22 protein-coding genes and 1 riboswitch are annotated in these 23,748 nt (G+C 35.4%); of the genes, 19 read left to right on the top strand and 3 right to left on the bottom strand.

The features are described 5' to 3' along the window. Positions 1 to 10: 10 nt before the first annotated feature. The 5 genes from AC0LWJ_RS04820 (at position 11) to AC0LWJ_RS04800 (ending at position 6,239) form a co-directional block, all read left to right on the top strand. Positions 11 to 1,753: a DUF262 domain-containing protein gene (locus AC0LWJ_RS04820; RefSeq protein ID WP_503031478.1), complete on the top strand. Its 1,743-nt coding sequence runs from the start codon at positions 11 to 13 to the stop codon at positions 1,751 to 1,753. Between the two features lie 83 nt (positions 1,754 to 1,836). Further along, entirely contained in the window at positions 1,837 to 3,702 is a 1,866-nt protein-coding gene (locus AC0LWJ_RS04815; RefSeq protein WP_474239243.1) for an ADP-ribosylglycohydrolase family protein, read from the top strand. A 550-nt stretch (positions 3,703 to 4,252) separates the two neighbouring features. Further along, on the top strand, positions 4,253 to 4,801 hold the full coding sequence (locus AC0LWJ_RS04810) for a LemA family protein (protein ID WP_474239241.1): 549 nt from the start codon (positions 4,253 to 4,255) through the stop codon (positions 4,799 to 4,801). Positions 4,802 to 4,833: 32 nt separating this feature from the next. After that, positions 4,834 to 5,736 carry a zinc metalloprotease HtpX gene (gene htpX, locus AC0LWJ_RS04805; protein ID WP_474239239.1) on the top strand — a complete coding sequence of 301 codons (903 nt, stop codon included), beginning with the start codon at positions 4,834 to 4,836 and terminating at the stop codon, positions 5,734 to 5,736. A 107-nt stretch (positions 5,737 to 5,843) separates the two neighbouring features. Next, a complete protein-coding gene (locus tag AC0LWJ_RS04800; protein WP_474239237.1) occupies positions 5,844 to 6,239 on the top strand; it encodes a bifunctional nuclease family protein in 396 nt (131 codons plus the stop codon). A gap of 36 nt (positions 6,240 to 6,275) precedes the next feature. On the opposite strand, the gene AC0LWJ_RS04795 is transcribed toward AC0LWJ_RS04800, so the two are convergent. Beyond that, entirely contained in the window at positions 6,276 to 6,941 is a 666-nt protein-coding gene (locus AC0LWJ_RS04795; RefSeq protein ID WP_474239235.1) for a C40 family peptidase, read from the bottom strand. Between the two features lie 6 nt (positions 6,942 to 6,947). Then, positions 6,948 to 7,072: riboswitch (cyclic di-AMP (ydaO/yuaA leader) on the bottom strand. Positions 7,073 to 7,246: 174 nt separating this feature from the next. On the opposite strand from AC0LWJ_RS04795, the gene AC0LWJ_RS04790 reads away from it, so the two are divergent. From AC0LWJ_RS04790 to AC0LWJ_RS04750, 9 genes are all read left to right on the top strand, one after another. Next, entirely contained in the window at positions 7,247 to 8,884 is a 1,638-nt protein-coding gene (locus tag AC0LWJ_RS04790) for an MBL fold metallo-hydrolase RNA specificity domain-containing protein (RefSeq protein ID WP_474239233.1), read from the top strand. A gap of 78 nt (positions 8,885 to 8,962) precedes the next feature. After that, positions 8,963 to 9,841, top strand: a complete 879-nt coding sequence (gene pdxS / locus AC0LWJ_RS04785; protein WP_474239231.1) for a pyridoxal 5'-phosphate synthase lyase subunit PdxS — start codon at positions 8,963 to 8,965, stop codon at positions 9,839 to 9,841. A 2-nt stretch (positions 9,842 to 9,843) separates the two neighbouring features. Beyond that, the gene (gene pdxT / locus AC0LWJ_RS04780) at positions 9,844 to 10,410 is read left to right on the top strand and encodes a pyridoxal 5'-phosphate synthase glutaminase subunit PdxT (protein ID WP_474239228.1); all 567 of its coding nucleotides are present in this window, start codon (positions 9,844 to 9,846) and stop codon (positions 10,408 to 10,410) included. 142 nt (positions 10,411 to 10,552) lie between these two features. Next, positions 10,553 to 11,089, top strand: a complete 537-nt coding sequence (loaP, locus tag AC0LWJ_RS04775; RefSeq protein ID WP_284681052.1) for an antiterminator LoaP — start codon at positions 10,553 to 10,555, stop codon at positions 11,087 to 11,089. Between the two features lie 78 nt (positions 11,090 to 11,167). Further along, positions 11,168 to 12,535, top strand: coding sequence for a phosphomannomutase/phosphoglucomutase (locus AC0LWJ_RS04770; RefSeq protein ID WP_474239226.1), 1,368 nt, complete (start codon positions 11,168 to 11,170; stop codon positions 12,533 to 12,535). Between the two features lie 37 nt (positions 12,536 to 12,572). Beyond that, a complete protein-coding gene (galU, locus tag AC0LWJ_RS04765; protein ID WP_474239224.1) occupies positions 12,573 to 13,478 on the top strand; it encodes a UTP--glucose-1-phosphate uridylyltransferase GalU in 906 nt (301 codons plus the stop codon). Between the two features lie 85 nt (positions 13,479 to 13,563). Next, the gene (locus AC0LWJ_RS04760; RefSeq protein ID WP_474239222.1) at positions 13,564 to 14,622 is read left to right on the top strand and encodes a YkvI family membrane protein; all 1,059 of its coding nucleotides are present in this window, start codon (positions 13,564 to 13,566) and stop codon (positions 14,620 to 14,622) included. Between the two features lie 104 nt (positions 14,623 to 14,726). Beyond that, positions 14,727 to 15,380 (top strand): DUF2225 domain-containing protein, encoded by a 654-nt coding sequence (locus AC0LWJ_RS04755; protein WP_474239266.1) that lies wholly within the window; start codon positions 14,727 to 14,729, stop codon positions 15,378 to 15,380. A 63-nt stretch (positions 15,381 to 15,443) separates the two neighbouring features. Further along, on the top strand, positions 15,444 to 18,140 hold the full coding sequence (locus tag AC0LWJ_RS04750; RefSeq protein ID WP_474239220.1) for a calcium-translocating P-type ATPase, SERCA-type: 2,697 nt from the start codon (positions 15,444 to 15,446) through the stop codon (positions 18,138 to 18,140). A 36-nt stretch (positions 18,141 to 18,176) separates the two neighbouring features. On the opposite strand, the gene ndk is transcribed toward AC0LWJ_RS04750, so the two are convergent. Beyond that, entirely contained in the window at positions 18,177 to 18,593 is a 417-nt protein-coding gene (gene ndk, locus AC0LWJ_RS04745) for a nucleoside-diphosphate kinase (protein WP_474239218.1), read from the bottom strand. Positions 18,594 to 18,723: 130 nt separating this feature from the next. Between ndk and AC0LWJ_RS04740 the strand changes: the two genes are divergently transcribed. Continuing rightward, the gene (locus AC0LWJ_RS04740) at positions 18,724 to 19,533 is read left to right on the top strand and encodes a lipid II flippase Amj family protein (protein WP_284680731.1); all 810 of its coding nucleotides are present in this window, start codon (positions 18,724 to 18,726) and stop codon (positions 19,531 to 19,533) included. Between the two features lie 127 nt (positions 19,534 to 19,660). Next, complete coding sequence (locus AC0LWJ_RS04735) at positions 19,661 to 20,119, top strand: ribonuclease H-like YkuK family protein (protein ID WP_474239264.1); 459 nt, start codon at positions 19,661 to 19,663, stop codon at positions 20,117 to 20,119. A gap of 30 nt (positions 20,120 to 20,149) precedes the next feature. On the opposite strand, the gene AC0LWJ_RS04730 is transcribed toward AC0LWJ_RS04735, so the two are convergent. Beyond that, positions 20,150 to 21,016, bottom strand: coding sequence for a phosphatase PAP2 family protein (locus AC0LWJ_RS04730; RefSeq protein ID WP_474239216.1), 867 nt, complete (start codon positions 21,014 to 21,016; stop codon positions 20,150 to 20,152). A gap of 238 nt (positions 21,017 to 21,254) precedes the next feature. On the opposite strand from AC0LWJ_RS04730, the gene AC0LWJ_RS04725 reads away from it, so the two are divergent. The 3 genes from AC0LWJ_RS04725 (at position 21,255) to AC0LWJ_RS04715 (ending at position 23,717) form a co-directional block, all read left to right on the top strand. Then, positions 21,255 to 22,175: a 1-phosphofructokinase family hexose kinase gene (locus AC0LWJ_RS04725; protein WP_474239214.1), complete on the top strand. Its 921-nt coding sequence runs from the start codon at positions 21,255 to 21,257 to the stop codon at positions 22,173 to 22,175. Between the two features lie 123 nt (positions 22,176 to 22,298). Further along, the gene (locus AC0LWJ_RS04720) at positions 22,299 to 23,072 is read left to right on the top strand and encodes a prolipoprotein diacylglyceryl transferase (protein WP_474239212.1); all 774 of its coding nucleotides are present in this window, start codon (positions 22,299 to 22,301) and stop codon (positions 23,070 to 23,072) included. Between the two features lie 75 nt (positions 23,073 to 23,147). Next, positions 23,148 to 23,717 (top strand): LemA family protein, encoded by a 570-nt coding sequence (locus AC0LWJ_RS04715; protein WP_474239209.1) that lies wholly within the window; start codon positions 23,148 to 23,150, stop codon positions 23,715 to 23,717. The last annotated feature ends 31 nt before the right edge of the window (positions 23,718 to 23,748 follow it).

Below are 23,748 nucleotides of genomic sequence, written 5' to 3'. Positions count from 1 at the left end.
GGATTTCGTTATGTCGTTTCAAACGCCGCTAACTATCTATGAGGTTATAACAGATATTCATGCGAAAAAGTATCTATTGCCGTCCATACAAAGGGAATTTGTATGGAGTCAAGAGCAAATCAAAAAGTTGTTTGACAGCCTTATGCGTGATTATCCTATCAACGCATTTTTATTTTGGAAGGTTCCGAAAGAGAAGGCGTCTGACTTCAAATTCTATGAATTTTTGCGAGATTATCACAAAAAGGACAATCGTCACAACCCAAAAGCAAATATTAGCGGCAGCAACGATGTTATGGCAGTGCTGGATGGTCAACAACGGCTGACATCACTTTATATCTCCTTGAAAGGTACATATGCTGATAAGCTGCCCTATAAACGCTGGGACAATCCCCAGGCATACCCAAAGAAAAAATTATATTTGAATCTGCTTTCAAGGCCGGAAGATGAGGACTTTGAATATGATTTTGAGTTTCTAACCGATACGGAAGCGAAAGCGAATGATGATAACCATCACTGGTTTCCTGTCGGCAAAATACTGGATTTAAAAGAACAGGACGAGGTAAATGATTACCTGCTTGAGTCGGGCTTATTATCAACTCCCGATAAAGAAAAAGGGAAATTTGCGAATCGAGCCTTATTCAAGCTACATAAGGTAATCCATGTAAATCCTATAATCAGTTACTACTTGGAGCAAAGTGCGGAACTCGACAAGGTGCTGAATATTTTTATTCGCGTAAACAGCGGAGGAACTACTCTCAGTTATTCCGACCTCTTGCTATCTTTTGCAACGGCACAGTGGGAGAATCGGGATGCCCGTGAGGAAATAAATGATTTTGTCGATGAGATAAACGAAATCGGGCATGGCTTTAACATTAACAAGGATGCTGTCCTGAAAGCATGTCTCGTTTTGTGTGACATGGAGGATATCACATTTAAGGTGGATAATTTCAACCGCACCAATATGCTTAAAATAGAAAGCGAATGGGATAACATTACAAAGGCAATCCGTGATGCACTGACTCTGATTAGCAGCTTTGGATTCAGTCGGGAGAACATCACATCAAATAACCTGATAATCCCGGTTGCCTATTACTTGAAAACTATTGGCTTACCAAACAACTTTGAAATATCCACTTCAAGGATTGAGGATAGGCGCAATATTAAACAGTGGTTTGTATCTTCACTGCTTAAACGAGTATTCAGTTTTTCACCCGACGGTGTATTAAAGCCGGTTCGAGATATAATCAAACAATACGGATCAAACGGATTCCCATTGGAAAAAATCATTGAACGCTTCAAAGGCACAAACAGAACTCTGCAATTTACCGAGGACGATATAAACAATCTGCTGTATTCGAAGTACGGGCAGGGTGATACTTTGGTAATTCTTTCAATATTATACCCCTGGGCTGATTTGCGGCACAATTTTCATGTCGACCATATATTCCCCAAAAGTGAGTTTACTCCCAAGCGGCTGGCTGCCAAAGGCGTCCCCCAAAGCAAAATAAACGATTTTATCGAAAGCTGCAACTATATTGGCAATCTGCAGTTATTGGAGAATATCCCCAATATTGAAAAGAAGGCTATGGATTTTGATAAATGGCTTAGCAAAAAGGTTCCTGCTGGTGAACTTGCAGATTATAAAAAGAAACACTATATACCGGATGTTGATTTGTCATTTGGTAATTTCGATGTCTTTCTTGAGGAAAGAGAAAAACTGTTACTTGAAAAACTTAAAAAGGAGTTACAGTAAATAGAAACAGAGTATGAATGGCTGGCGTATATGGAGCGAATCGCAGATAAATATGCAAACTATTGAAGAGTGGGGTGAAAACTATGCTCGGAGCAATTATTGGCGACATTGTTGGGTCGCGATTTGAATTCAATAACCACAGGAATAAGGACTTTGACCTGTTCGCGAAAGGCTGTTTTGTAACCGACGACAGCATAATGACCCTCGCCGTCGCAAAGGCTATCATGGAAACTGAAAAAAGCATTGAGCCGCCGATAGGTGGTTACGCTTCAAATAGTGACTATCTCCAGTTGCTTGGTAAACTAACGGTAAAATATATGCAAGAAATTGGGCGTAAGTATCCGGACTGCGGTTACGGCGGAATGTTTGCCCGCTGGGTGTTCAGCGATAATCCGGAGCCATATAATAGCTTCGGAAACGGGGCGGCTATGCGCATTAGCCCAGCCGGGTTTGCCGCCCGTACCGAATCGGAGGCCACCAGCCTTGCCGAAGCAATAACCTCGGTCACGCACAATCATGAGGAAGGTATCAAAGGCGCGGAAGCAGTTTCGGTCGCTGTTTACATGGCGCGCCGAGGCTTCCTGAAAAGCGAAATCCGGGACAGAATCTCAAAAGACTACTATCCACTTGATTTTACGATTGATGAGATACGCCCGACTTACCAATTCAATGAGAAATGTCAGGAAACCGTGCCGCAGGCAATTGAGGCTTTCCTTGAATCAAAGTCGTTCGAGGACGCTATTCGCATAGCAATATCACTTGGCGGCGACAGCGACACAATAGCCGCAATAACGGGAGCAATTGCCGAAGCGTATTACGGTGTGCCGGATGGTATCCGGGATAAAGCTTTGAGCTATTTGGACGATGAGCTCCGGGCAATCTATGACGAATGGGAAGCGTTTATCGGCAAGGACGTCTCTCGCTTCAATTTGCTGACAAAATATATCGGAAGGCTATCTCCGACAGTATCAACCGTTGGCGATTATATGCATGAACCGCCGTATGAAACGCTATTTCATGAATTCTATGATGAATTTATGCATTTTATCGAGGCAAACTATCCGCAATACTGTGAGGACGGAGTTTTTTACACTTCCATCCTGCGGGATAAAAACTTCAGTGAAGCCGAAGTAGCCGAAGGAAATGTTGATGCTCTTGATGCGCTTACCGTGCTGGCAATCATCCATAGAGAGCTCATTTCCGGATGTCACTGGAACTACAACGAGATTGACTCATTCAAAGAAGCGAAATTCGTCAAATGGCTGAAACGCCTTAAGGACATTGACTGGCAGGAGACGCCTAAAAAACTCTCTGAAGTTTACTTTGAAATAGGCGGATACGGCGGCTATGATATTTACCATCTTTTGTTTACAGATAAAAGAGCATTTCTCTTTTCCGGAAAGTTTCTGCCGGAGGCGCAATCACAGAAGAGATATTCCGTTCGGGAGACAGAGCAGCTTATTGCCGATTGGAACAGCATCCATACGGAATATTGGAAGTCAGAATATCCGCAAGAGGGCGATATGATAATTTGTGACGGTACACAGTGGTCGCTGTTTGTGCGCTATGAGGGCTCTCGCGGGTTGATGTATGGCGGTGACAATACTTATCCGGAGAACTGGGAGGCACTCCTCGCCTTGTTCGGAATAGAGTACGACGATGAAGATGATGACTATGACGATGGTGAAAAGCCTGGACGTAAGCCGGGCGAAGTCATTTATTGCAATGTTTCGTTCAGCGAGGACGGCAGTACATACTACTACCAAACTGAAGACGAAAGTATTAAGGTTGGTGATCGAGTGATTGTGCCGGTTGGCTCAGATTACGCTGAGCGGATCGCTATCGTTGAAGGAATCGAATACTTTGAACCGACTAAAGTTCCGTTTCCTTTAGATAAGATAAAATACATCATAGGAAAACGACCTGATAAGGAAGACCGTACGCTATAGCAGCTTTTTATTTTGCCCATGTCGACTTGTTCCCGAGAACGGATAGAAGCTGTAATGATATAGTGGACATATTTCCACGAACGGAAAATGCCCATAAAAACCACTATCGACATATTCCCGAGAACGGACAAATAGAAAAACACAGACCAGACATCAAGATGAGCCTATCGTGCCACATCGAGTGTGTAGTAGTGTGTAGTATTGATGTCAAGGGTAGAGAAATAGCGTAGATAAATAGTAGTCCACTCTTAGTGTTGCTTTATCATAATCTTGCGGTAGAATATAAACAAAAGGTCGTAGGATGTAATATTCTTGACTAAACTAAGAAGATATTTGGAAGTAGGAGCATCATAATTTGTAACTTTGGCAACAATTACACTAAGGGTGGGCTACTTGATACTACTAATAGAAATACTAAAGTTGAAACAATGATAGAAATTCTTTTATGTTTATTGCTTTATCTTGTGTTTTGTAATAAACTTAAGGTGCATATTTTAATTTGCAAGGAATACAAATGATTAATAAAAATGTATGAATAGGAGGAAAAAATATGGGATGGATAATTTTAATTGGAATTCTTGTTATTGTAGTTCTGTGGTACGTTTTAACTTATAACAACTTTGTAAATTTAAGGAACAGAGCAGAGAATGGATGGGCACAGATTGATGTACAGCTTAAAAGAAGATATGACCTTATACCTAATCTTGTAAATACGGTAAAAGGTTATGCTGCACATGAAAAAGAAATTTTTGAAAAACTTGCTGATTTAAGAGCAAAGGCTATGGGAGCACAATCAGTTAAAGATATTGGGGAAACAAATAATCAAATTACAGAAGCTCTTAAAACGGTTTTTGCTGTTGCAGAAAATTATCCGGATTTAAAGGCAAATCAAAACTTTTTAAGCCTTCAAGAGGAATTAACTAATACAGAAAATAAGATAGCTTTTGCAAGGCAGTTTTACAATGATGTTGTTATGCAGTATAATGCTGCACAACAAAGAATACCTGCATCTATCGTTGCAAATATGATGGGATTAACACAAAAAGAATATTATCCGGTTGATGAAGGAGAAAGAGGTCCTGTTAATGTTCAATTTTGATGAATTTTAATGGACAGAGGTGTTGAGATATAATGGTGAAAAAAACCCTGTATGAATTACAAACAGAAAATGTAAGAAAAACCTATCTATTTTTAGTGCTTTTTTCCATGATACTTTTTGCAATAGGATATTTTTTCGTATGGTATTTTAACTGGGGGATATCTGGTATAGCTCTTTTAGCTGTTTTTATAATTATATATAACTGGGTATCTTACGAAAATTCAGATAAAATTGCTCTTACTTCTGTCAGAGCTGTTCCTGCAGACCCAAATCAATATCAGGTTTTAAATAATGTTGTAGAAGAGGTTGCACTTGCAGCAGGTATACCAAAGCCGAAGGTATATATAATGAATGAGCCTCAGCCAAATGCATTTGCAACAGGTAAGGATCCTCAGCATGCATCAGTGTGTGTTACGACAGGTTTACTCCAAATGATGAATAGGGAAGAGCTTCAAGGAGTAATAGCTCATGAGATATCTCATATCAGAAACAGGGATATATTACTTATGACAGTTGTGGCAATTGTTGCAGGGCTTATAATTTTATTGAGAGATGTAATGTTTCGCAGCATGTGGTTTGGATTAGGTGGAGAAGGAAGGAAAAGAGATAGAAATGATAATGGTGTTATGGTACTTGTTATTATAGGATTGATTCTTTCGATAGTGGCTCCTCTTATTGTTATGATTATTAGATCAGTTATTTCAAGGCAGAGGGAATATCTTGCAGATGCTACAGGAGCCTACATTGTGAGAGACCCCTATGGACTTGCTTCCGCTCTTGAAAAAATCGGAGGTTATTCCAAACCAATGAGGACTGCATCTAATGCCACAGCTCATATGTTTATATCAAACCCTTTTGGACATGTTGAAAAATTATTTGCAACACATCCTCCAATTGAGCAGAGAATAGAAAGATTAAAAAATCTTACAATGTAAAAAACAAAAGTATTTCAAATTATTTTTTTAATCACTAAGTGATTAGTTTAATTCATGATGGATAGACAAGAAAACCATCTCCATATTCTGTAAAGAGGTGAATAAGAATGATTAAATTTAAAGTCAAGACGGTTGTAACAGATAATACGGGAGAATTTTCGGTATTATTAGTTGACGAAGAAGAAAAAAAGACATTGCCCATAGCAATAGGAGCATTGGAAGCCCAAAATATTGCTATACCCATACAAGGGGTTAATCCTCCGCGCCCATTAACACATGATTTGCTAAAATCAGCTATAGAGGCTCTTGGAGGCAAGATTGAAGAAATAGTGATTACCGATTTAAAGGATAACACCTATTATGCTGAAATACACATAAAGCAAGACGGACGTCTTATTACATTAGATGCAAGACCCAGTGATGCAATAGCTCTTGCTGTGAGGTGCGATATGCCCATATATATCGATATAAAACTAACAGAATTTACTTATGATGTATCATAAAAATAGCCAAGCGATTTTGCTTGGCTATTCTGCTCTTTATAGATATCTTCTTGCACCGATATAATTTTCTCTGAACCACCCGCTGAAATCAGATATGCATGCTCTTTGGGCTGAAAAACTCATATGCATCAATTGATTATTGCCGAGATAAATCGCAACATGTGTTGGACTACCACCGGAGGTTGAAAAGAATAAAAGGTCACCAGGCTGTAAATTATTAAGGCTTACTGCTCTTCCGTTATAAAATTGATCCTCTGCAGTTCTGCCAATGTTATAACCTATTTGATTATAGACATATGATGTAAAGCCTGAACAATCAAAACCGGAAGGCGATGTGCCGCCGTATATGTAAGGTGTTCCCAGATACTGTTTTGCAATATCAACGATTTTATAATTTGAAATACGCCTGTATCCGCCTCTTGATGCAGTATTAAGTCTTTCTAATATAGACATTGTTTCAGGACCTACTATTCCGTCAACAGAAATATTGTATTTTTTCTGGAACTCAATTACGGCATTTTGAGTACACGGTCCGAAAACACCGTCTATACCACCGGTATCATACCCAAGATTTGTGAGTTCTTCTTGAAGTGAATATACTGCTTGTCCCTGTGAGCCATAAGACATTAGCTCCATAGCCATGGCAGTAGGCATTTGCAAAAGCATAAAAGCAATTACTGCCGCCGCAAATATTTTCTTCAATAGCACCAATCCTTTTTCTTTTAGCCTACGAGGTTAGTTGACGGGTTCGGTAAAGAGCAACCCTATCGTATAAAATACGAATTCACCCCAAAATAAATCCCCCGCTTATTAAAATTCGGCACATAAATATTTTACAATAAAAAATTAATAAATGCAAATTATTTCACAACAAATTTTGATTAATAACATAACAGTATTAAAATACATGTACAGCATAAGAAAAGAGGTTTTATGATATAATGATAAAAATATGCAAATTAAATCCATAAATAATGTTGATAAAAATTTTTTGAGGAGGTTTTTTAATGAAAATTACATTTTTAGGAGCAGCAAAAGAAGTTACAGGTTCATGCTATCTTGTAGAAACAGGTAATACAAGATTTCTTGTAGATTGCGGGATGTTTCAAGGGGGAGAAGTCGAAGAGGAGTTAAATTATCAGGAGTTTGGATTTGATATTAAAGATATAAATTTTATGCTTTTGACACATGCACATATTGACCACAGTGGAAGAATCCCTCTCTTATATAAAAGGGGATACAGAGAAAAGATTTATGCGACAAAAGGCACTGTAGATTTATGCAGGTATATGCTTCCGGACAGCGGATATATACAGCAGATGGAGAATGAATGGAAAAACAGAAAACGTAAAAGAGCAGGCAAACCTATGAGAATGCCCTTATATACATCAGATGATGCAAATGAATCTTTAAGTATATTTTATGGGATTGATTACGGTCAATTAATAAAACCATCTGACGATGTAAAGGTAATTTTTAATGATGCCGGTCATATGCTGGGCTCATCAATTCTTGAGGTTTATATTACTGAAAATGAGAAGGAGACAAAATTAGTTTTTTCAGGTGACCTCGGCAATAGAAACATACCTATTCTAAGGGATCCGTCAATAATCGAGAAAGCAGATTACGTAATATGTGAATCTACATATGGCAACAGGCTTCATGAGAATAACGAAGATAAAGCAAAAAAATTAATGGATATAATGATGAAAACAATTAAAAGGGGAGGAAATGTAATTATACCTTCTTTTGCAGTCGAAAGAACACAGGAACTGCTTTATGAAATACATAGAAACAGGGAACTTTACAAAGATGAAATAGAATTTATCAACAAAGTACCTGTATATGTGGACAGTCCGCTTGCCACATCTGTTACGACTGTTTTTAAAGAACATATTGAATATTTTGATACTGAGGCTCAGGAATATATAAAGAAAGGAGATTACCCTCTTGATTTTCCAAACCTGCATTTTACACGCAGTGTAGACGAATCAAAAAGTTTGAATGAAATTAAAACCCCTGTTGTAATAATATCTGCCAGTGGAATGTGCGAAGCCGGACGGATAAAACACCATTTAAAACATAATTTATGGAGACCTGAATCTACAATTTTATTCGTAGGATATCAAGCCAAGGGAACACTTGGGAGAAGATTGTTAGAAGGGGAAAAGAATGTCAAAATATTTGGCGAAGATATAAATGTAAAAGCTGAAATTGAATACATTGAAAGCTTTTCCGGTCATGCAGATCAAAAAGGGATCATGGATTGGTTATCTTCATTTAAAAAGGCTCCTGAAAAAATATTTATTGTTCATGGGGAAGATGAGGCTATGACAGTGTTGTCAGATAAAATCAATAAAGAGCTTAATATACCAACAATAATCCCATCACGATATGATACTTATGATTTCATCGGTGATGAATTAGTTGCTGTGGGTGTAGTAGGTATTGAACAATTAAAAAGAGAACTTGCAAATAAAATAGAAGAGATGGAATTAAGAAGTGATAAAGTGTTAACGAGGCTTAAAGAATTTAAAAACATAAAAAATGAGGGAAAGGCTATTCAATCTCTTATAAAGAATATAAATGTAATAAATGAAAGCCTGATGAGGCTTTATACAGAATTAAGAGAATGTAGTGATTGACTTATCCTTATTAAAAAGATACAATTAATATAAGAAATAAAATTCAATCAAGAACAATCTTAGGAGGAAATGTCAATAATGAATGAAAGGTATGAATTAAATAAAAACCTTGCACAAATGCTTAAAGGCGGAGTAATAATGGATGTTACAACACCGGAAGAGGCAATTATTGCTGAAAAAGCCGGGGCTGTTGCTGTTATGGCACTTGAAAGGGTTCCTGCTGATATCAGGGCAAGGGGAGGTGTTGCCAGGATGTCAGACCCCAAAATTGTTAAGGAAATAAAATCCTCTGTATCTATTCCGGTAATGGCAAAGGTAAGGATAGGTCATTTTGTAGAGGCACAGGTTTTAGAAGCACTGAAAATAGATTATATCGATGAAAGTGAGGTACTTACACCTGCTGATGAAATGTATCACATTGATAAATGGGCTTTTAAGATACCTTTTGTCTGTGGTGCAAGAAACTTAGGTGAAGCATTAAGAAGAATAGGTGAAGGTGCATCAATGATAAGAACAAAGGGCGAAGCCGGCACAGGCAATGTTGTTGAAGCAGTAAGACATATGAGGACAATAACTGCCGAGATAAAAAAACTTACGACATTGGGAAAAGAAGAACTTATGACAGCAGCAAAAGAACTGCAGGCACCTTTTGAGCTTGTAAAATATGTTGCGGAAAATGGGAAATTGTCGGTAGTAAATTTCGCCGCGGGAGGAATTGCAACACCTGCAGATGCAGCCCTTATGATGCAGCTTGGAGCAGAAGGTGTATTTGTAGGTTCAGGTATATTTAAATCAGAAAATCCGGAAAAACGTGCGGCTGCAATTGTAAAGGCTACAACATATTATGATAAGCCTGAAATCATTGCAGAAGTTTCGGAAGGTCTTGGAGAAGCTATGAACAGTATTGATATAAGACAGCTTGAGGAAAAAGACCTCTATGCGTCAAGGGGATGGTAATATTGCGTGTTGGTGTACTGTCCATACAGGGTTCTGTTAGGGAACATATCGAAAAATTAAAGCAAATCGAAGGTGTGGAACCAATAGAAACAAAGGACAAAGAAACATTGTTAAGTCTTGATGCACTTATAATACCAGGTGGAGAAAGTTCGGCAATAGGTAAAATGATAGAAGATTTTGATTTAAAAGATGCAATAATAGAACTTAATAACAGAGGTATACCTATATGGGGAACATGTGCAGGTATGATACTTATGGCAAAACATATTGTCAATGATGATAAGGTATATCTTGGTATAATGGATATTACGGTTAAGAGAAATGCCTATGGAAGTCAGCTTGACAGTTTCAAGGCAAAACTTATGATACCTGCTGTTTCGAACAATGAAATTGAAGCCGTTTTTATAAGGGCACCATATATAGAAGGTATTGGTGAGGATGTAAGAATCCTTGCGAAATACGATAATAAAATTGTTGCGGCACAACAGGCAAATCTTCTTGCAACATCATTTCATCCGGAACTTACTGATGATTTAAGCTTTTACAGATTTTTTTTGGGGATTAATTGATAATAGTCCCCAAAATAATTTTCACTATAATTCTGATTTATTTTCAAGAAAAATTTTTAATAAAATATCATAACAAAAGAAGGGATTTTTGAGAATCCTGTCGAATATTATAATTAAATTAAAAAGAGAAGGTGCTGTAAGCGTGGAAGAATGGTATGTCATTTTTACCAAAACAGGTGAAGAGGAAAAATTGGGCAAGATACTTGAAATATTTTTTTGTAAAAAGGAATTAAAGGTATTAATTCCAAGAAGGAAGATTATTGAAAGAAAAGAGAAGCAAAAAACAGAAAAAATCAAACTTTTATTTCCCGGTTATGTATTTATTAAAACAAAAATGTGTAATGAAGTATATCATAGGATAAATAATATATATAAGTTTGCTAAGCTGTTAAAAGAGGAATTAGAGCCTGCTGTAGTTAGAGAGGATGAAATGCGGATTATTTTATCACTTACAGGAAATTCTGATTTAATTGGATTTTCTAAAGGTATTGATGTTGGCGGCAGGATAAAAATAATAGATGGACCGTTAAAGGGCTATGAGGGTCTTATAGAAAAGATAGACAGGCGTAAAAACAGGGCAAAAATAAGGCTTAACATAATTGGGGATTGCAAGTTAATTGATGTTGGCATACATATTATTGATACCGATGATAATAAAATATTAAATGATGCTTCATAAATTCAATATATGAACCATTGTAAATTTTTCAAACTTTATTATAAATAAAGTTAAAATAATAAAACAGGAGGAGTTATGATGGCATTAAATCAAAATATGTTTAGAATGTATGACATCAGAGGGGTATGGCAGGAAGATTTAACCGAAGAAGCAGTAGAGCTTATTGCTAAAGCATTTGGCACATATATTCAAAATGAAAAAGGCATAAAAAATGTATTGATTGGCAGAGATAACAGAATATCCTCAAAACCAATAAGAAATATTATGATTAAAGGCCTTAATTCAACAGGCTGCAATGTTGTCGATGCCGGAGTATTATCAACCCCTGCTTTTTATTATTCTCGCATATTATATAATTTTGATGCAGGTATTATGATTACAGCAAGTCATAATCCTTCGCAATTTAATGGATTTAAAGTTGCTGTTGGTTCTTCTACTATATTCGGTGATGACCTTATGAAACTTTATCACATCGCAGAAGAAGGAAATTTCAAGCATGGGTCCGGGGATTTAAAATATGTTTATCCGGTGCATGATTATATAAATATGATAAAAGACAAGATAAAACTTGGAAGCAGGAAGCTTAAAGTAGTTGTAGATTGTGGAAATGGGACAGGTTCATATTTTTATCCTGATATTATATATGGACTCGGCTGTGATGTATATCCTATTTATTGTGAGTCAGATCCCACATTTCCTAACCATTTTCCGGATCCTGTTAAGACAGAAAATCTGCAGGACCTTATAAAAGAGGTTAAAAGGCTTAAGGCAGACCTTGGGGTAGCTTTTGATGGTGATGGCGATAGGATAGGTGTTGTTGATGAGAAAGGCAATATAATTTGGGGCGATATGTTGATGATTCTATATTGGAGAGAAATCATGAAAAAACATCCGGGTGCCGATGCAATTGTAGAAGTAAAATGCTCGCAGGCACTGCCGGAAGAAATCAAAAAGCTTGGAGGACATCCGATATTTTATAAAACGGGGCATTCTCTTATAAAAGCTAAAATGAAGGAGATTAATGCTGTTTTTACAGGAGAAATGTCAGGACATATGTTTTTTGCTGATGAATATTATGGTTATGATGATGCTGCATATGCGGCTGCAAGACTGTTAAGAATATTGTCAAATACAAACAAAACATTATCTGAGCTTTTTGCTGATGTTCCAAAGTATTCCTCTACACCAGAGTTAAGATTACATTGCGATGACGAAAAGAAATTTGATGTTGTCAAGGGTATAACAAAGTATTTCAGAGAAAGAGGTTACGACATTATAGATATAGATGGTGCAAGGGTTTTGTTTGATGGAGGCTGGGGGCTTGTCAGGGCTTCTAATACAGGACCGGAGCTTATAGTTAGATGTGAGGCTAAAACCGAAAAAAGACTTGAAGAAATAAAAACTGAAATGGCGGAGCTTTTAAACCAATTCGGTGTTAAACTTTAACAAGTATTAAGCTGAAATAAAAGATGGGGTGGGAATATTGAAAATTAAAAAAGCTATTATTCCGGCGGCAGGTCTTGGTACGAGGTTTTTACCCGCTACCAAGGCACTGCCGAAGGAAATGCTTCCGATTGTAGACAAGCCAACAATACAATTTATAGTTGAGGAGGCTGTTAATTCAGGGATTGAAGATATACTTATAATTACCGGGCGCAACAAAAGAGCGATAGAAGACCATTTCGACAAATCCGTAGAATTGGAACTTGAGCTTGAGAAAAAAGGCAAAGAAGGTTTGCTAAATCTTGTGGAAGACATTACAAATATGGTTGATATACATTACATAAGACAAAAAGAACCCAGGGGATTGGGACATGCCATACATTGTGCACATGCCTTTGTTGGCAATGAGCCTTTTGCTGTTTTATTAGGAGATGATATTGTTGATGCTGAGGTTCCTGTTTTAAAGCAGATGATTGATCAATATGAACGATACAATTGTTCTATAATAGGGGTTCAAGAAGTACGACAGGAAGATGTTAATAAATACGGTATTATTGATGCAAGTCCTATTGGGGAAAGGGTCTATAATGTAAATAATCTTGTGGAAAAACCAGATAAAAACGATGCACCTTCAAATATGGCAATACTTGGAAGGTACATAATATCACCAAAGATATTTGATATTCTTAAAAATACAAAACCCGGTGCCGGAGGCGAGATACAGCTTACAGATGCATTAAAAGAACTTTTAAATTATGAGGCAATATATGCATATGATTTTGAAGGCAAGAGATATGATGTAGGAGATAAGCTTGGCTATCTCACGGCATGTATAGAATTTGCATTAAAGAGAGACGACTTGAAGGATGATTTCATAGAATATTTAACCAAACTTATGTCAAATAAGGAAAAACTCTTACGAGAAGCAGCCATAACACATGTTTAAATAAAAGAAGGTAATATTATATAAAAAAGAATAATAATTTATATCCCGCTTAAAATATACTTGTATTAAGAAAGGCGGGATTTTTTTGAAAAAAAAAGACTTATCAATTTTTTCTATTTCTGCCACATATATTGGTACGGTTGTAGGAGCCGGATTTGCATCAGGTCAGGAGGTTTTACAGTTTTTTGCCTATCATGGAGCTAAAGGATTTGCAGGACTTATAATAGCTACAATTATGTTTATTGTTTATGGATATATTATACTTATATTGGGCTTAAAGCTTAATGCATCTTCTTATTATGAGGTTATTATAAAAGCTGTAGGACCAATACTTGGCAAGGTAGTTGATTGGATAGTTATTTTTTTCTTATTTGGTGCTTTGACAGCCATGATAGCAGGTTCTGGAGCTATATTCAAAGAGCAGTATGGACTTCCGACTGCCTTGGGTTCTGCTGCAATGGCAATAATATCGGTTTTTACAGTGCTTACAGGTATTGCCGGTGTTATTTCTGCTATTTCTTTTGTTGTCCCATTATTACTTTTGGGTGTTTTTACCATAAGTATATTAGCGATTTTCTATTCACCTGATATTATAGTTATAAGCAGCGTAAGCATATCTGTAAATGCAGCTGTTAAGAATTTCCTTATATCAGGAATTGTATATGCATCGTATAATTTAATAATGTCTGTTGCTATACTTGCTCCCTTAGGGAAACAGGCAAAGGATAAGAAAAAGCTTAAATGGGGTGCCTTGCTTGGAGGTACAGGTCTTGGAATTGGTGCTGCCCTGATATTATCAGCGCTGCTTACAAATATGCCTCAGGCAGCTCATTATCAAATTCCAATGCTCTTTATTGCAGGAAGATTTTCAGGTTCTTTAAAACTTATCTATAGTTTCATACTTATTGCAGAAATATATACAACAGCTGTTGGCAATCTTTATGGATTTTCAGCGAGACTTACAAATGCCGGAACAATAAAATATAAAGCATATACTATTGTAACAGGCGGTATCGCACTAATAGCCAGCAGATTCGGATTTTCTAAGCTTGTACATTATCTTTATCCTATTGCAGGATATGCAGGGATAGTAATGCTTATAGGCTTAACATTTAGTCTTATAAAGAAAAAAAATTATGTTTAAACCATGTACCAACCTTTTAAATTATACTTTATATTCTTTCATAGAATACCGAAAATAAAAATGTATTATAAATCATTTCAGCAAATTTTGACAGAGGTGATGGAATTTTGAATAAATATTTATATGATAAAAAAATAATTTGTCCTGTATGCAAAGGGGAATTTATCATGACAAAAGTCAAGACATCGCAATTAAAAGTTATAGAAAGGAAAAGTGATTTTTATACAAAATATGAAGGCATAGAACCGTTTTTCTATGATGTTATTGTATGCTCAAACTGCGGTTATGCTGCTTTAGAGTCGGAATTTGACAAAATAACTGATATATCGCGAAATGAAATTTTATCGAAGGTTACAGCAAATTGGGTCAAGAGGGAATTTTCAGGTGAAAGGACACCACAAAAAGCATTAGAAGCATATCTTTTATCATTGTATTGTTCGCAATTAAAGAAGGATAAAGATATAGTATTTGCAAAGACATGTTTGAGAATAGCATGGATATACAGGATGCTGCTTGATAAAGATAACGAAAACAAGTATTTAAAGTTTTCCCTTGACTTCTATATTAAGGCATATAATGGAATAGACGTATATGATGAAATACAGCTAATATATATGATTGGGGAGCTTAACAAAATGCTTGATAACAAGGAGGAGGCAAAGAAGTGGTTTAGCAAGGTTATAAGCCATCCAGATAGGCATAAAAACAATTTGATAGTAAATTTATCCAGAGATGAATGGCAAAGTTTAAAAGAATAAGGGTATGTTTTTATGTGTACCCTCATATTTTTATACTATGAGAAATAAAAAAGGAGGGTACAAATGTTTTCAATGCAAAAACCGAAGCAGAATACGATTTATTATTTAAATGACGATCTAAATTTAAATGGTCTAACTGAACAGGAGGCTCAAAAGAGATTTTTAAAATTCGGACCCAATGTATTGGAAGGCAGTAAAAAGATTACACCATTTGAGATTTTCCTTGACCAGTTTAAAGATTTTATTGTTATGGTTTTATTGGCTGCAACATTGTTCTCTGCATTAATGGGAGAAGTAGCGGATGCTCTTACAATAACAATTATAGTAATACTGAATGCAATTTTAGGTTTCATCCAGGAATACAGGACTGAGCAATCTTTAGAAGCTTTAAAAAAACTTGCAGCACCTACAACAAAAGTAATTAGAGATGGTGTACAGAAAGAAATATCGGTAGAAAGGGTTGTAATGGACGATATAATAATACTTGAAGCAGGTGACAGAATACCGGCAGATGCTATAATCATAGAAAGCCATAACTTAGAAGTAGATGAGTCAATCTTAACCGGCGAGTCAATACCTGTACATAAAGAATCTGCACGTGTTAAAGGAAGAGGAATAAAAGGGAAACAAAGTCTTATTTATATGGGAACAGTCGTCATAAATGGAAGATGCAAGGCAGTTGTCAAAGATACAGGTATGGAAACTGAAATGGGCAAAATTGCCGGCATGATAAAAAATATCGACAATAATGAAACACCACTTCAAAAAAGGCTTGATAAGCTTGGAAAAATTCTTGTAACAGGTTCTCTTATTATATGTGCGGCTGTTACGATACTTGGGATAATTAGAGGAGAATCCATATATTATATGTTTTTATCTGGGGTGAGTCTTGCTGTTGCAGCAATACCGGAAGGGCTTCCTGCGGTTGTTACCGTATCATTGGCAATAGGAGTACAAAGGATGCTTAAAAGAAATGCTATTATAAGAAAACTTCCAGCAGTCGAAACACTGGGATGTGTTAATATAATTTGTACGGATAAAACAGGTACACTGACAGAAAACAAAATGACAGTTAAAAAAATATATGCAGATAATAAAGAGATTGAAGTGAAAGGGAAAGGCTTTAGAGGTTTGTTTTCATTACAAGATAAAAATATTAATCCATTGAACAATCCTGTTTTGAAAAGGCTTTTAGAAATAGGTGCGGTTTGTAACAATGCTGATGTTAGATTAAAGAAAATAAAAGTCAGAAGAGAAACGATAAATGAGATAGAGTGCATAGGGGATCCTACAGAAGCGGCAATTTTAATTGCATCAATTAAAGGTGGTATTTTACCAAAAGATTTATCAAAACATATAACAAGAATTGAAGAAATTCCCTTTAACTCCGATAGAAAAAGGATGAGTGTTATCGTTGAAGAAGGAGGAACTAATTTTGTTTTTACAAAAGGAGCACCTGATGTAATCCTTGATATATGTACCATGATATATATGAATGATAAGGAAGTCCCCTTAACATCTTTTGATAAAAAAAGAATTCTTGATATAAACGCTAAGTTTGGCGAAAATGCATTAAGGGTTCTTGCCTTTGCATATAGAAAAATACCAAAGGGCAGTCGCTCTAATCCTGAAAGTGTTGAAAGAGATTTAGTCTTTGTAGGGCTTGAAGGCATGATGGATCCTCCAAGGAGGGAAGTATATGATGCGGTTTTAAAATGCAAAATGGCAGGTATAAAGCCTGTTATGATAACAGGGGACCACAAGATTACAGCATCAGCTATTGCAAAAGAATTAAATATTCTTGGCAAAGGTGATAGTATATTGTCAGGTGCCGAGATGGATCATATGGATGAAAAGGCATTAGAAAATATCTGTGAAAATACAACGGTTTATGCAAGGGTTACTCCTAAACATAAGCTTCGCATTGTAAAAGCATTGAAAAAAAGAGGTTATACTGTTGCAATGACGGGAGATGGGGTTAATGATGCACCTGCTATTAAAGAAGCTGACATTGGCATATCAATGGGTAAGGAAGGTACAGATGTAGCAAAGGAAGCTTCCTCTATGATATTGACGGATGATAATTTTGCTTCGATTGTTGCTGCAATTGAAGAAGGAAGGATGATATATGATAATATCAGGAAGTTTATTAGATACCTGTTGTCATGTAATATAGGTGAAGTTATAACAATGTTTCTTGCGGTACTCACTTCACTGGAACTTCCACTTATACCAATACAGATACTTATGGTAAATCTTGTTACAGATGGTCTTCCGGCTTTAGCACTTGGACTTGACCCTCCGGATAAAGATATAATGGAGATGAAACCGAGAGGGGCACACGAAAGCGTATTTTCAAGAGGGCTTGGAATAAGGATAGGTATAGTGGGTTTTTTGATGGCGCTATGCACCCTTGGAGCATATATTTTTTCATTAAAGTATGATAATCTATATAAAGCAAGGACTATTGCCTTTGCAACACTTGTAATGATAGAATTAATTCATGCGTTTGAATGCAGGTCAGAAAGGCATTTGATTTTTGAGATAGGTTTATTTAGCAATATATATTTAATGATAGCATGTTTCGTATCATTTTTCATATTTGTATCTACGATATATGTTCCGGCTCTAAGTGCAATTTTTAAGACTACTGTATTAACCAGTTTTGATTGGCTTGTAATTATATTCTTTTCATCAATTGAATTTGTGTTCAATAATCTATATACGGCATTTATATTGCCGTCCAAAAAGGTGGAGTAATTTTTTTACTTCACCTTTTTGGACTTGTGTCTTGTCCTAAAATTTATCTATAATTTCTGGAAACCATAATAATATTTCTTTTCTTGCATTTTCTATACTATCAGATCCATGTATAAGATTAAATGTTGTGCATACAGCATAATCCCCTCTTATGGTACCGGGTTGGGCATCCTCTATTTTGGTCGCTCCATTAATAAGTCTTACTATTTTTACTGCGTTTTCTCCTTCTAAAACCATTGCGAAAACAGGACCTGATGTCATATATTTTATAAGCCCTTTGTAGAAAGGTTTTTCTTTATGTTCTGCATAATGCCTTTCGATGAGTTCTGTATCAGGTTTAATAATTTTGGCTGCAACAAGCCTTAATCCCTTATTTTCATATCTTTTTAATATTTCTCCTATAAGACCTCTTTTTACACCATCAGGTTTCACAATAGCAAGAGTCTTTTCCACATCATTCATTCCTTTCTATCAGTGATATATAGATTATAGCACATTGCATTTAAAGATATAAATATTGCTTTTTTAATAAAATAAAATTATAATCTAATAAGAATTAAATTTAGGAATAGGATGTGTACAAATGATAGATGCTAAAAGACTTTTGATTGTATGCTTTTTTACAGTAATAATAAATTTAGTAGATACCCTTTCATATTCCATAAGACCTTCCGGTGTAATGACACGGAAACTGGCTGTTGCACTTTCACTTTTCAATATAATGGCTGTAATGTCGAGGTTGTCCAATATGGTACAGGCTCCTTTTCTGGGCAGCTTAGTGGATTTAGCTATTAAAACCGAGAAAGTGCATCTTTTAGGAACGGATATGAGGTTTGTACTGATGTCAGCCACTTTGGGAGCTTTGATTGGGGCACCTTTAATGCCAACATTTGTTTCACTTTTTACGGTAGCAATAAACGGAATGGAGGATGCAGGTACTGTTCCTAAACTTATTATTCAATTATTCAGGTGGAAGAATTTCAAAAATCTTAGAAAAAAGATTGTCTTGCCGAGGCTTTCTATGTTAAAGGGTATATGGGAAGCAGATATTCCCAAAAGTTTCCTTATATATAATGTTATAATAACATCAATATATACAACAGGTATTGTATCTTCCCTTTATGCAGGGGCTATTATACCTGAATACAGGATAACGGCAAGTCAGTTGTCTGGAATAGTAAACGGTTTTGCAACCATATTACTGACTGTTATTGTTGACCCTGTTGCCGCTTTGATTACAGATCAGGCATTAAACGGTAAAAAGACACAAAATGATGTTAATAAAATGGTTATACTTCTTGTATTTGGCAAAATATTAGGTACTTTACTTGCACAGCTTGTATTTATTCCGGCAGCATATATCATATTATATGCAACAAAATTAATAGTTTAACAAAACCATAAAAAATTTTTAACACAAATTTAACGGATTTGGTGTATAATAAAAAATATACGTTGTTTCAATCTATAAATTAAAGGAGATGGATATATTGAATTTCGTAAACCCGACTAAGGGTCGAATGGACATCAATAAAATGTTTCAGGATATAATGGAGTTTGTGGAAGAAGACCGAAATTCAAGCTATAAATTGATGGTAGGGACAGATTCGCAGCCCGGCAAAATTATCTGTTTTGTAACTGCTATAATAATATACCGTGAAGGAAATGGAGCAAGGTATTATTACAGAAAGTTTTCCAACAGAAGAATTCCATCCTTTAAACAGAGAATTTTTATGGAAGCAAATTATAGTATAGAATTGGCAAATCAGCTTCTTGAAAAGCTTAGCAAGACCGGCAGAAAAGACCTTAATATTGAGATACATCTCGATGTTGGAGAAAATGGGAAGACAAAAGAAATCATAAAAGAAGTTGTGGGAATGGTAACAGGCTGTGGCTTTGAAGCACAGGTAAAGCCGGATTCATATGGAGCAAGCAAAGTTGCCGATAAATACACAAAATCCATGACAAACATTATTTAAGATAAAAAAAGAACCTTTTTAGAGGTTCTTTTAGTTTACGGTTTTAGAGCATAGTTTTAATTTATAGAAAACCCATGGTGCTCCTAATGACATCCATAAACCGGTTGCACCGTATCTTATCATATTAAAAATATTTGTATACGGAAAAATTAATTTAAGTCCTGTCTGCAATGAAAAAAATATAACAATACCTATTATTAATTTGATAAAATGATTAGTAAGTATATTTTCGACTGTAAAGCCAAAATATTTTTGGTCAATAAAATATCCTAAAAGAACCCCTGACATAATCCCCATGTATTCAAAGTTGTCTTTATAAGGGAATAAAATTATTAAAATGATGGGAATTAATAAGGATAATAATATTTTATATCTAAAAGGTATATCTATTTTACTTTCGATGATTATACTGTCTGTAAGTTCCCCAACAAATACAATTAATAAGGCGATAAATATACCGCCGACTATATCCATAGGCCAATGCACTCCCAGATAAAGCCTTGACAAGGATATTAGAAGAACAAGAGTGATTCCTACAATATTAATTGTTTTGTTTTTATAATGTACCATTATTGTGCCCCATAATGTTGCAGAACCTTGTGCATGACCACTGGGAAAAGAATACCCTCCGGCAGATTGCGTAAATATAGACCTTATTCCGGGATAGCCTATAGGTCTTGATAGCATTGTAACTTCTTTTATTACAGTATTTACATAAATTGAAGATATGAGCATCAGTCCCAGTTTAAGTCCAAATCTTTTGTCGATACACCAATAGAATATGGGAAGTAGAAGAAAATAGAAACCGGAACTCCCCAGCAATGTTATAACAATAAAAAAATAATCAAGTATAGGATTTGATAAAAGTTGTATGTCTTTTATTATATTTGCTTGCAAATTAAACACCTCATCGTATAATATTTTTTATATTTATATATTCTATATAATAATTCTTTTTCCTTTATAATTCAAAAAAATTTTTACTTGATTGATTAGCTGCTTTTACAATGCCTTTCGCTCTCTGTGCTGCTCTGCCATACATTTGTGGCAAGGAGTGTGTATGATAATATTGTAAATGCAGCATTAAAAGATTATAATTAATAAAAAAAAGTAAAAATAAAAGGGGGAGAGATTATTGATTTTTACACTTACGATGAATCCTAGCTTAGATAGATATCTATATGTTGATGACCTTATTTTAGATGATACAATACGCGTTAAGAAGGTTGAAGAATATGCTGCAGGAAAGGGTATAGATGTTTCAAGGGTTATTAGAGAAATAGGAGGCACATCTGTTGCTATATGCCCTCTGGGAGGCGATAATGGAATTAAAATCGAGTTTTTGCTTGATAATGAAAGGGTGCTTTACTCAGCTGTAAGGATAAAGAAAGAAACAAGAATGAACATTATAGTACAAAGTCTAAAAGGTCAATACAGGATGAGTTTACCGGGTGCTTCACTTACACGTTTTGAATATGAACTTATTATGGATATGATAAAGGCTGTTCCGAGAAGTGGGGATACCCTTATTGCATCCGGCAGTTTACCTGAAGGGCTTTTACCATCAGCATATTTTGAAATTGTAAAACTTTGTAAGGATATGGGATTGCGAGTTTATGTTGATACTGATAGTGAAAATCTTAAGGAGGCTGTTAAAGCAAGCCCATTTGGAATAAAGCCGAATATTTATGAACTTTCACGATTAACAGGTAAAGATTTGAAAAAAGATGAGGTTGGTGAGGCTGTAAAAGAGATAAGCAAAAAATACGGTATAACCGATGTTCTTGTTACACTTGGAAAGGATGGAGCCATTGCATATGCAGATAAAAAGTTGTACAAAATGGAGCCAATAGAAGTTGAAGTTAAAAGCAGTGTAGGAGCAGGAGATTCTTTTCTTGCAGGCTTTGTTCATAAAAGGGATAATTCAATTGAAGATGCGTTAAAACTTGCTATGGCGTGCGGTTCAGCATCAGTTATGAATGAAGGGACAACCCTATGCAAGAAAAAAGATGTCAAAAAACTTTTAAAAGAAGTAGTTATCGAGAGGATTTCTTGAATTAAAAATGCCGCATAAGTTGCCTATAAAATTATAAAACATAATACGATGTGATTGACTAAATCTCACAATACTAATATAATCAAATAAGCATCTTATGCAAATAACAAATGGAGGTTGACTATGTATATACCATTAATTAGTCCTTATGCATTTAAAATAGGTCCTTTTGCAGTACACTGGTATGGAATCTTTATGGCTTTATCTATTGCAGCCGGTGCATATTATATGTATATTAAGGCGCGTGAATTAGATTATAATGAAGATTTTCTTATGAATCTATTAGCGATTGTTGTTATATTTGGTGTTATAGGTGCAAGGTTAATGTATGTTCTTACAAATTCTCCTGATTGGTTTATTAAAGACCCTGTGCAAATATTGAAAATTTATCAAGGAGGACTCTCATGGCATGGCGGTATACTGGGCGGATTTTTATCCGGATTATATTATTGCCGCAAAAAAGGTGTCCGGATGAATCCACTTGCAGATTATGCTGTCATTGGTCTTGCAATAGGAAATATGCTGGTGAGAATTGGTAATATTTTTAATCAAGAGGTTCTTGGAAGATATACAAGTTTTGCTTTTGGAAGATGGCCGGCGCAATTGGTAGGTGTAACAATGGGGATAATTTTGCTTGTAAGATATTTCTATATTGAACGAAAGCATATGCCTTACGGATACCAATTCTGGTCATTTATATTTTATTATCAATTAATGAGAGGTTTAATTGAAGAAACAGTCAGGGATAACCCATTATTTATTCCTGTATATCTTAATAAAAATTGGGGAATTGGATTTTTTACCTTAACACAAATAGTAACGCCATTTATTCTTATACTTTCATTTTGGATGATGAAACGTGTTCTAAATGACCCTGAAAACAAAAAAATTAATTAAACAGCTTAATTGTAATAAGGTGTTTAATATTATATAATATTTAACAGATAGTAATATTTGAAAGGGGAATTCAATGTGAAAAAATCAGCAATAATATTAATTGCAATAATAGCTGTTATTGTAATATTTGCAGGGATGTTTTTTGGAAGTTACAATTCACTTGTCAAACAACAGGAGGATGTAAACAGCAAATGGAGTCAGATAGATAATCAATTGCAAAGAAGAGCAGATTTGATACCTAATCTTGTTGAGACCGTAAAAGGATATGCAAAACATGAAGAAGCTGTTTTTGATAGTGTAAATAAAGCAAGAGAAAAATTATTGTCAGCAAATACTGTTCAAGAAAAAGCAAATGCAAACGACCAACTGGGTACAGCCCTTGGAAGATTGTTGGCGATTTCTGAAAATTATCCAACATTAAAGGCAGATCAGAATTTCAGACAGTTAAGCGATGAACTTGCTGGAACAGAAAATAGAATTGCAGTTGCAAGGATGGATTACAATAATGCTGTACAACAGTACAATACAAGTATTAGACAGTTTCCGACGGTAATAATTGCAAGAATGTTTGGATTCAACGAAAAACAATATTTTAAAGCACAGGAGAATGCAAAAGAGGTGCCAAAAGTAGACTTTTCCAAATAAAGGAGGTTAAAATTTGCTTAAAACTAAAAGA

The organism is Aceticella sp. 75b-Ac, from assembly GCF_056032965.2.
The sequence above is the reverse complement of the archived record's forward strand: the minus strand, read 5'-3'. Positions and strand labels throughout refer to the sequence as shown.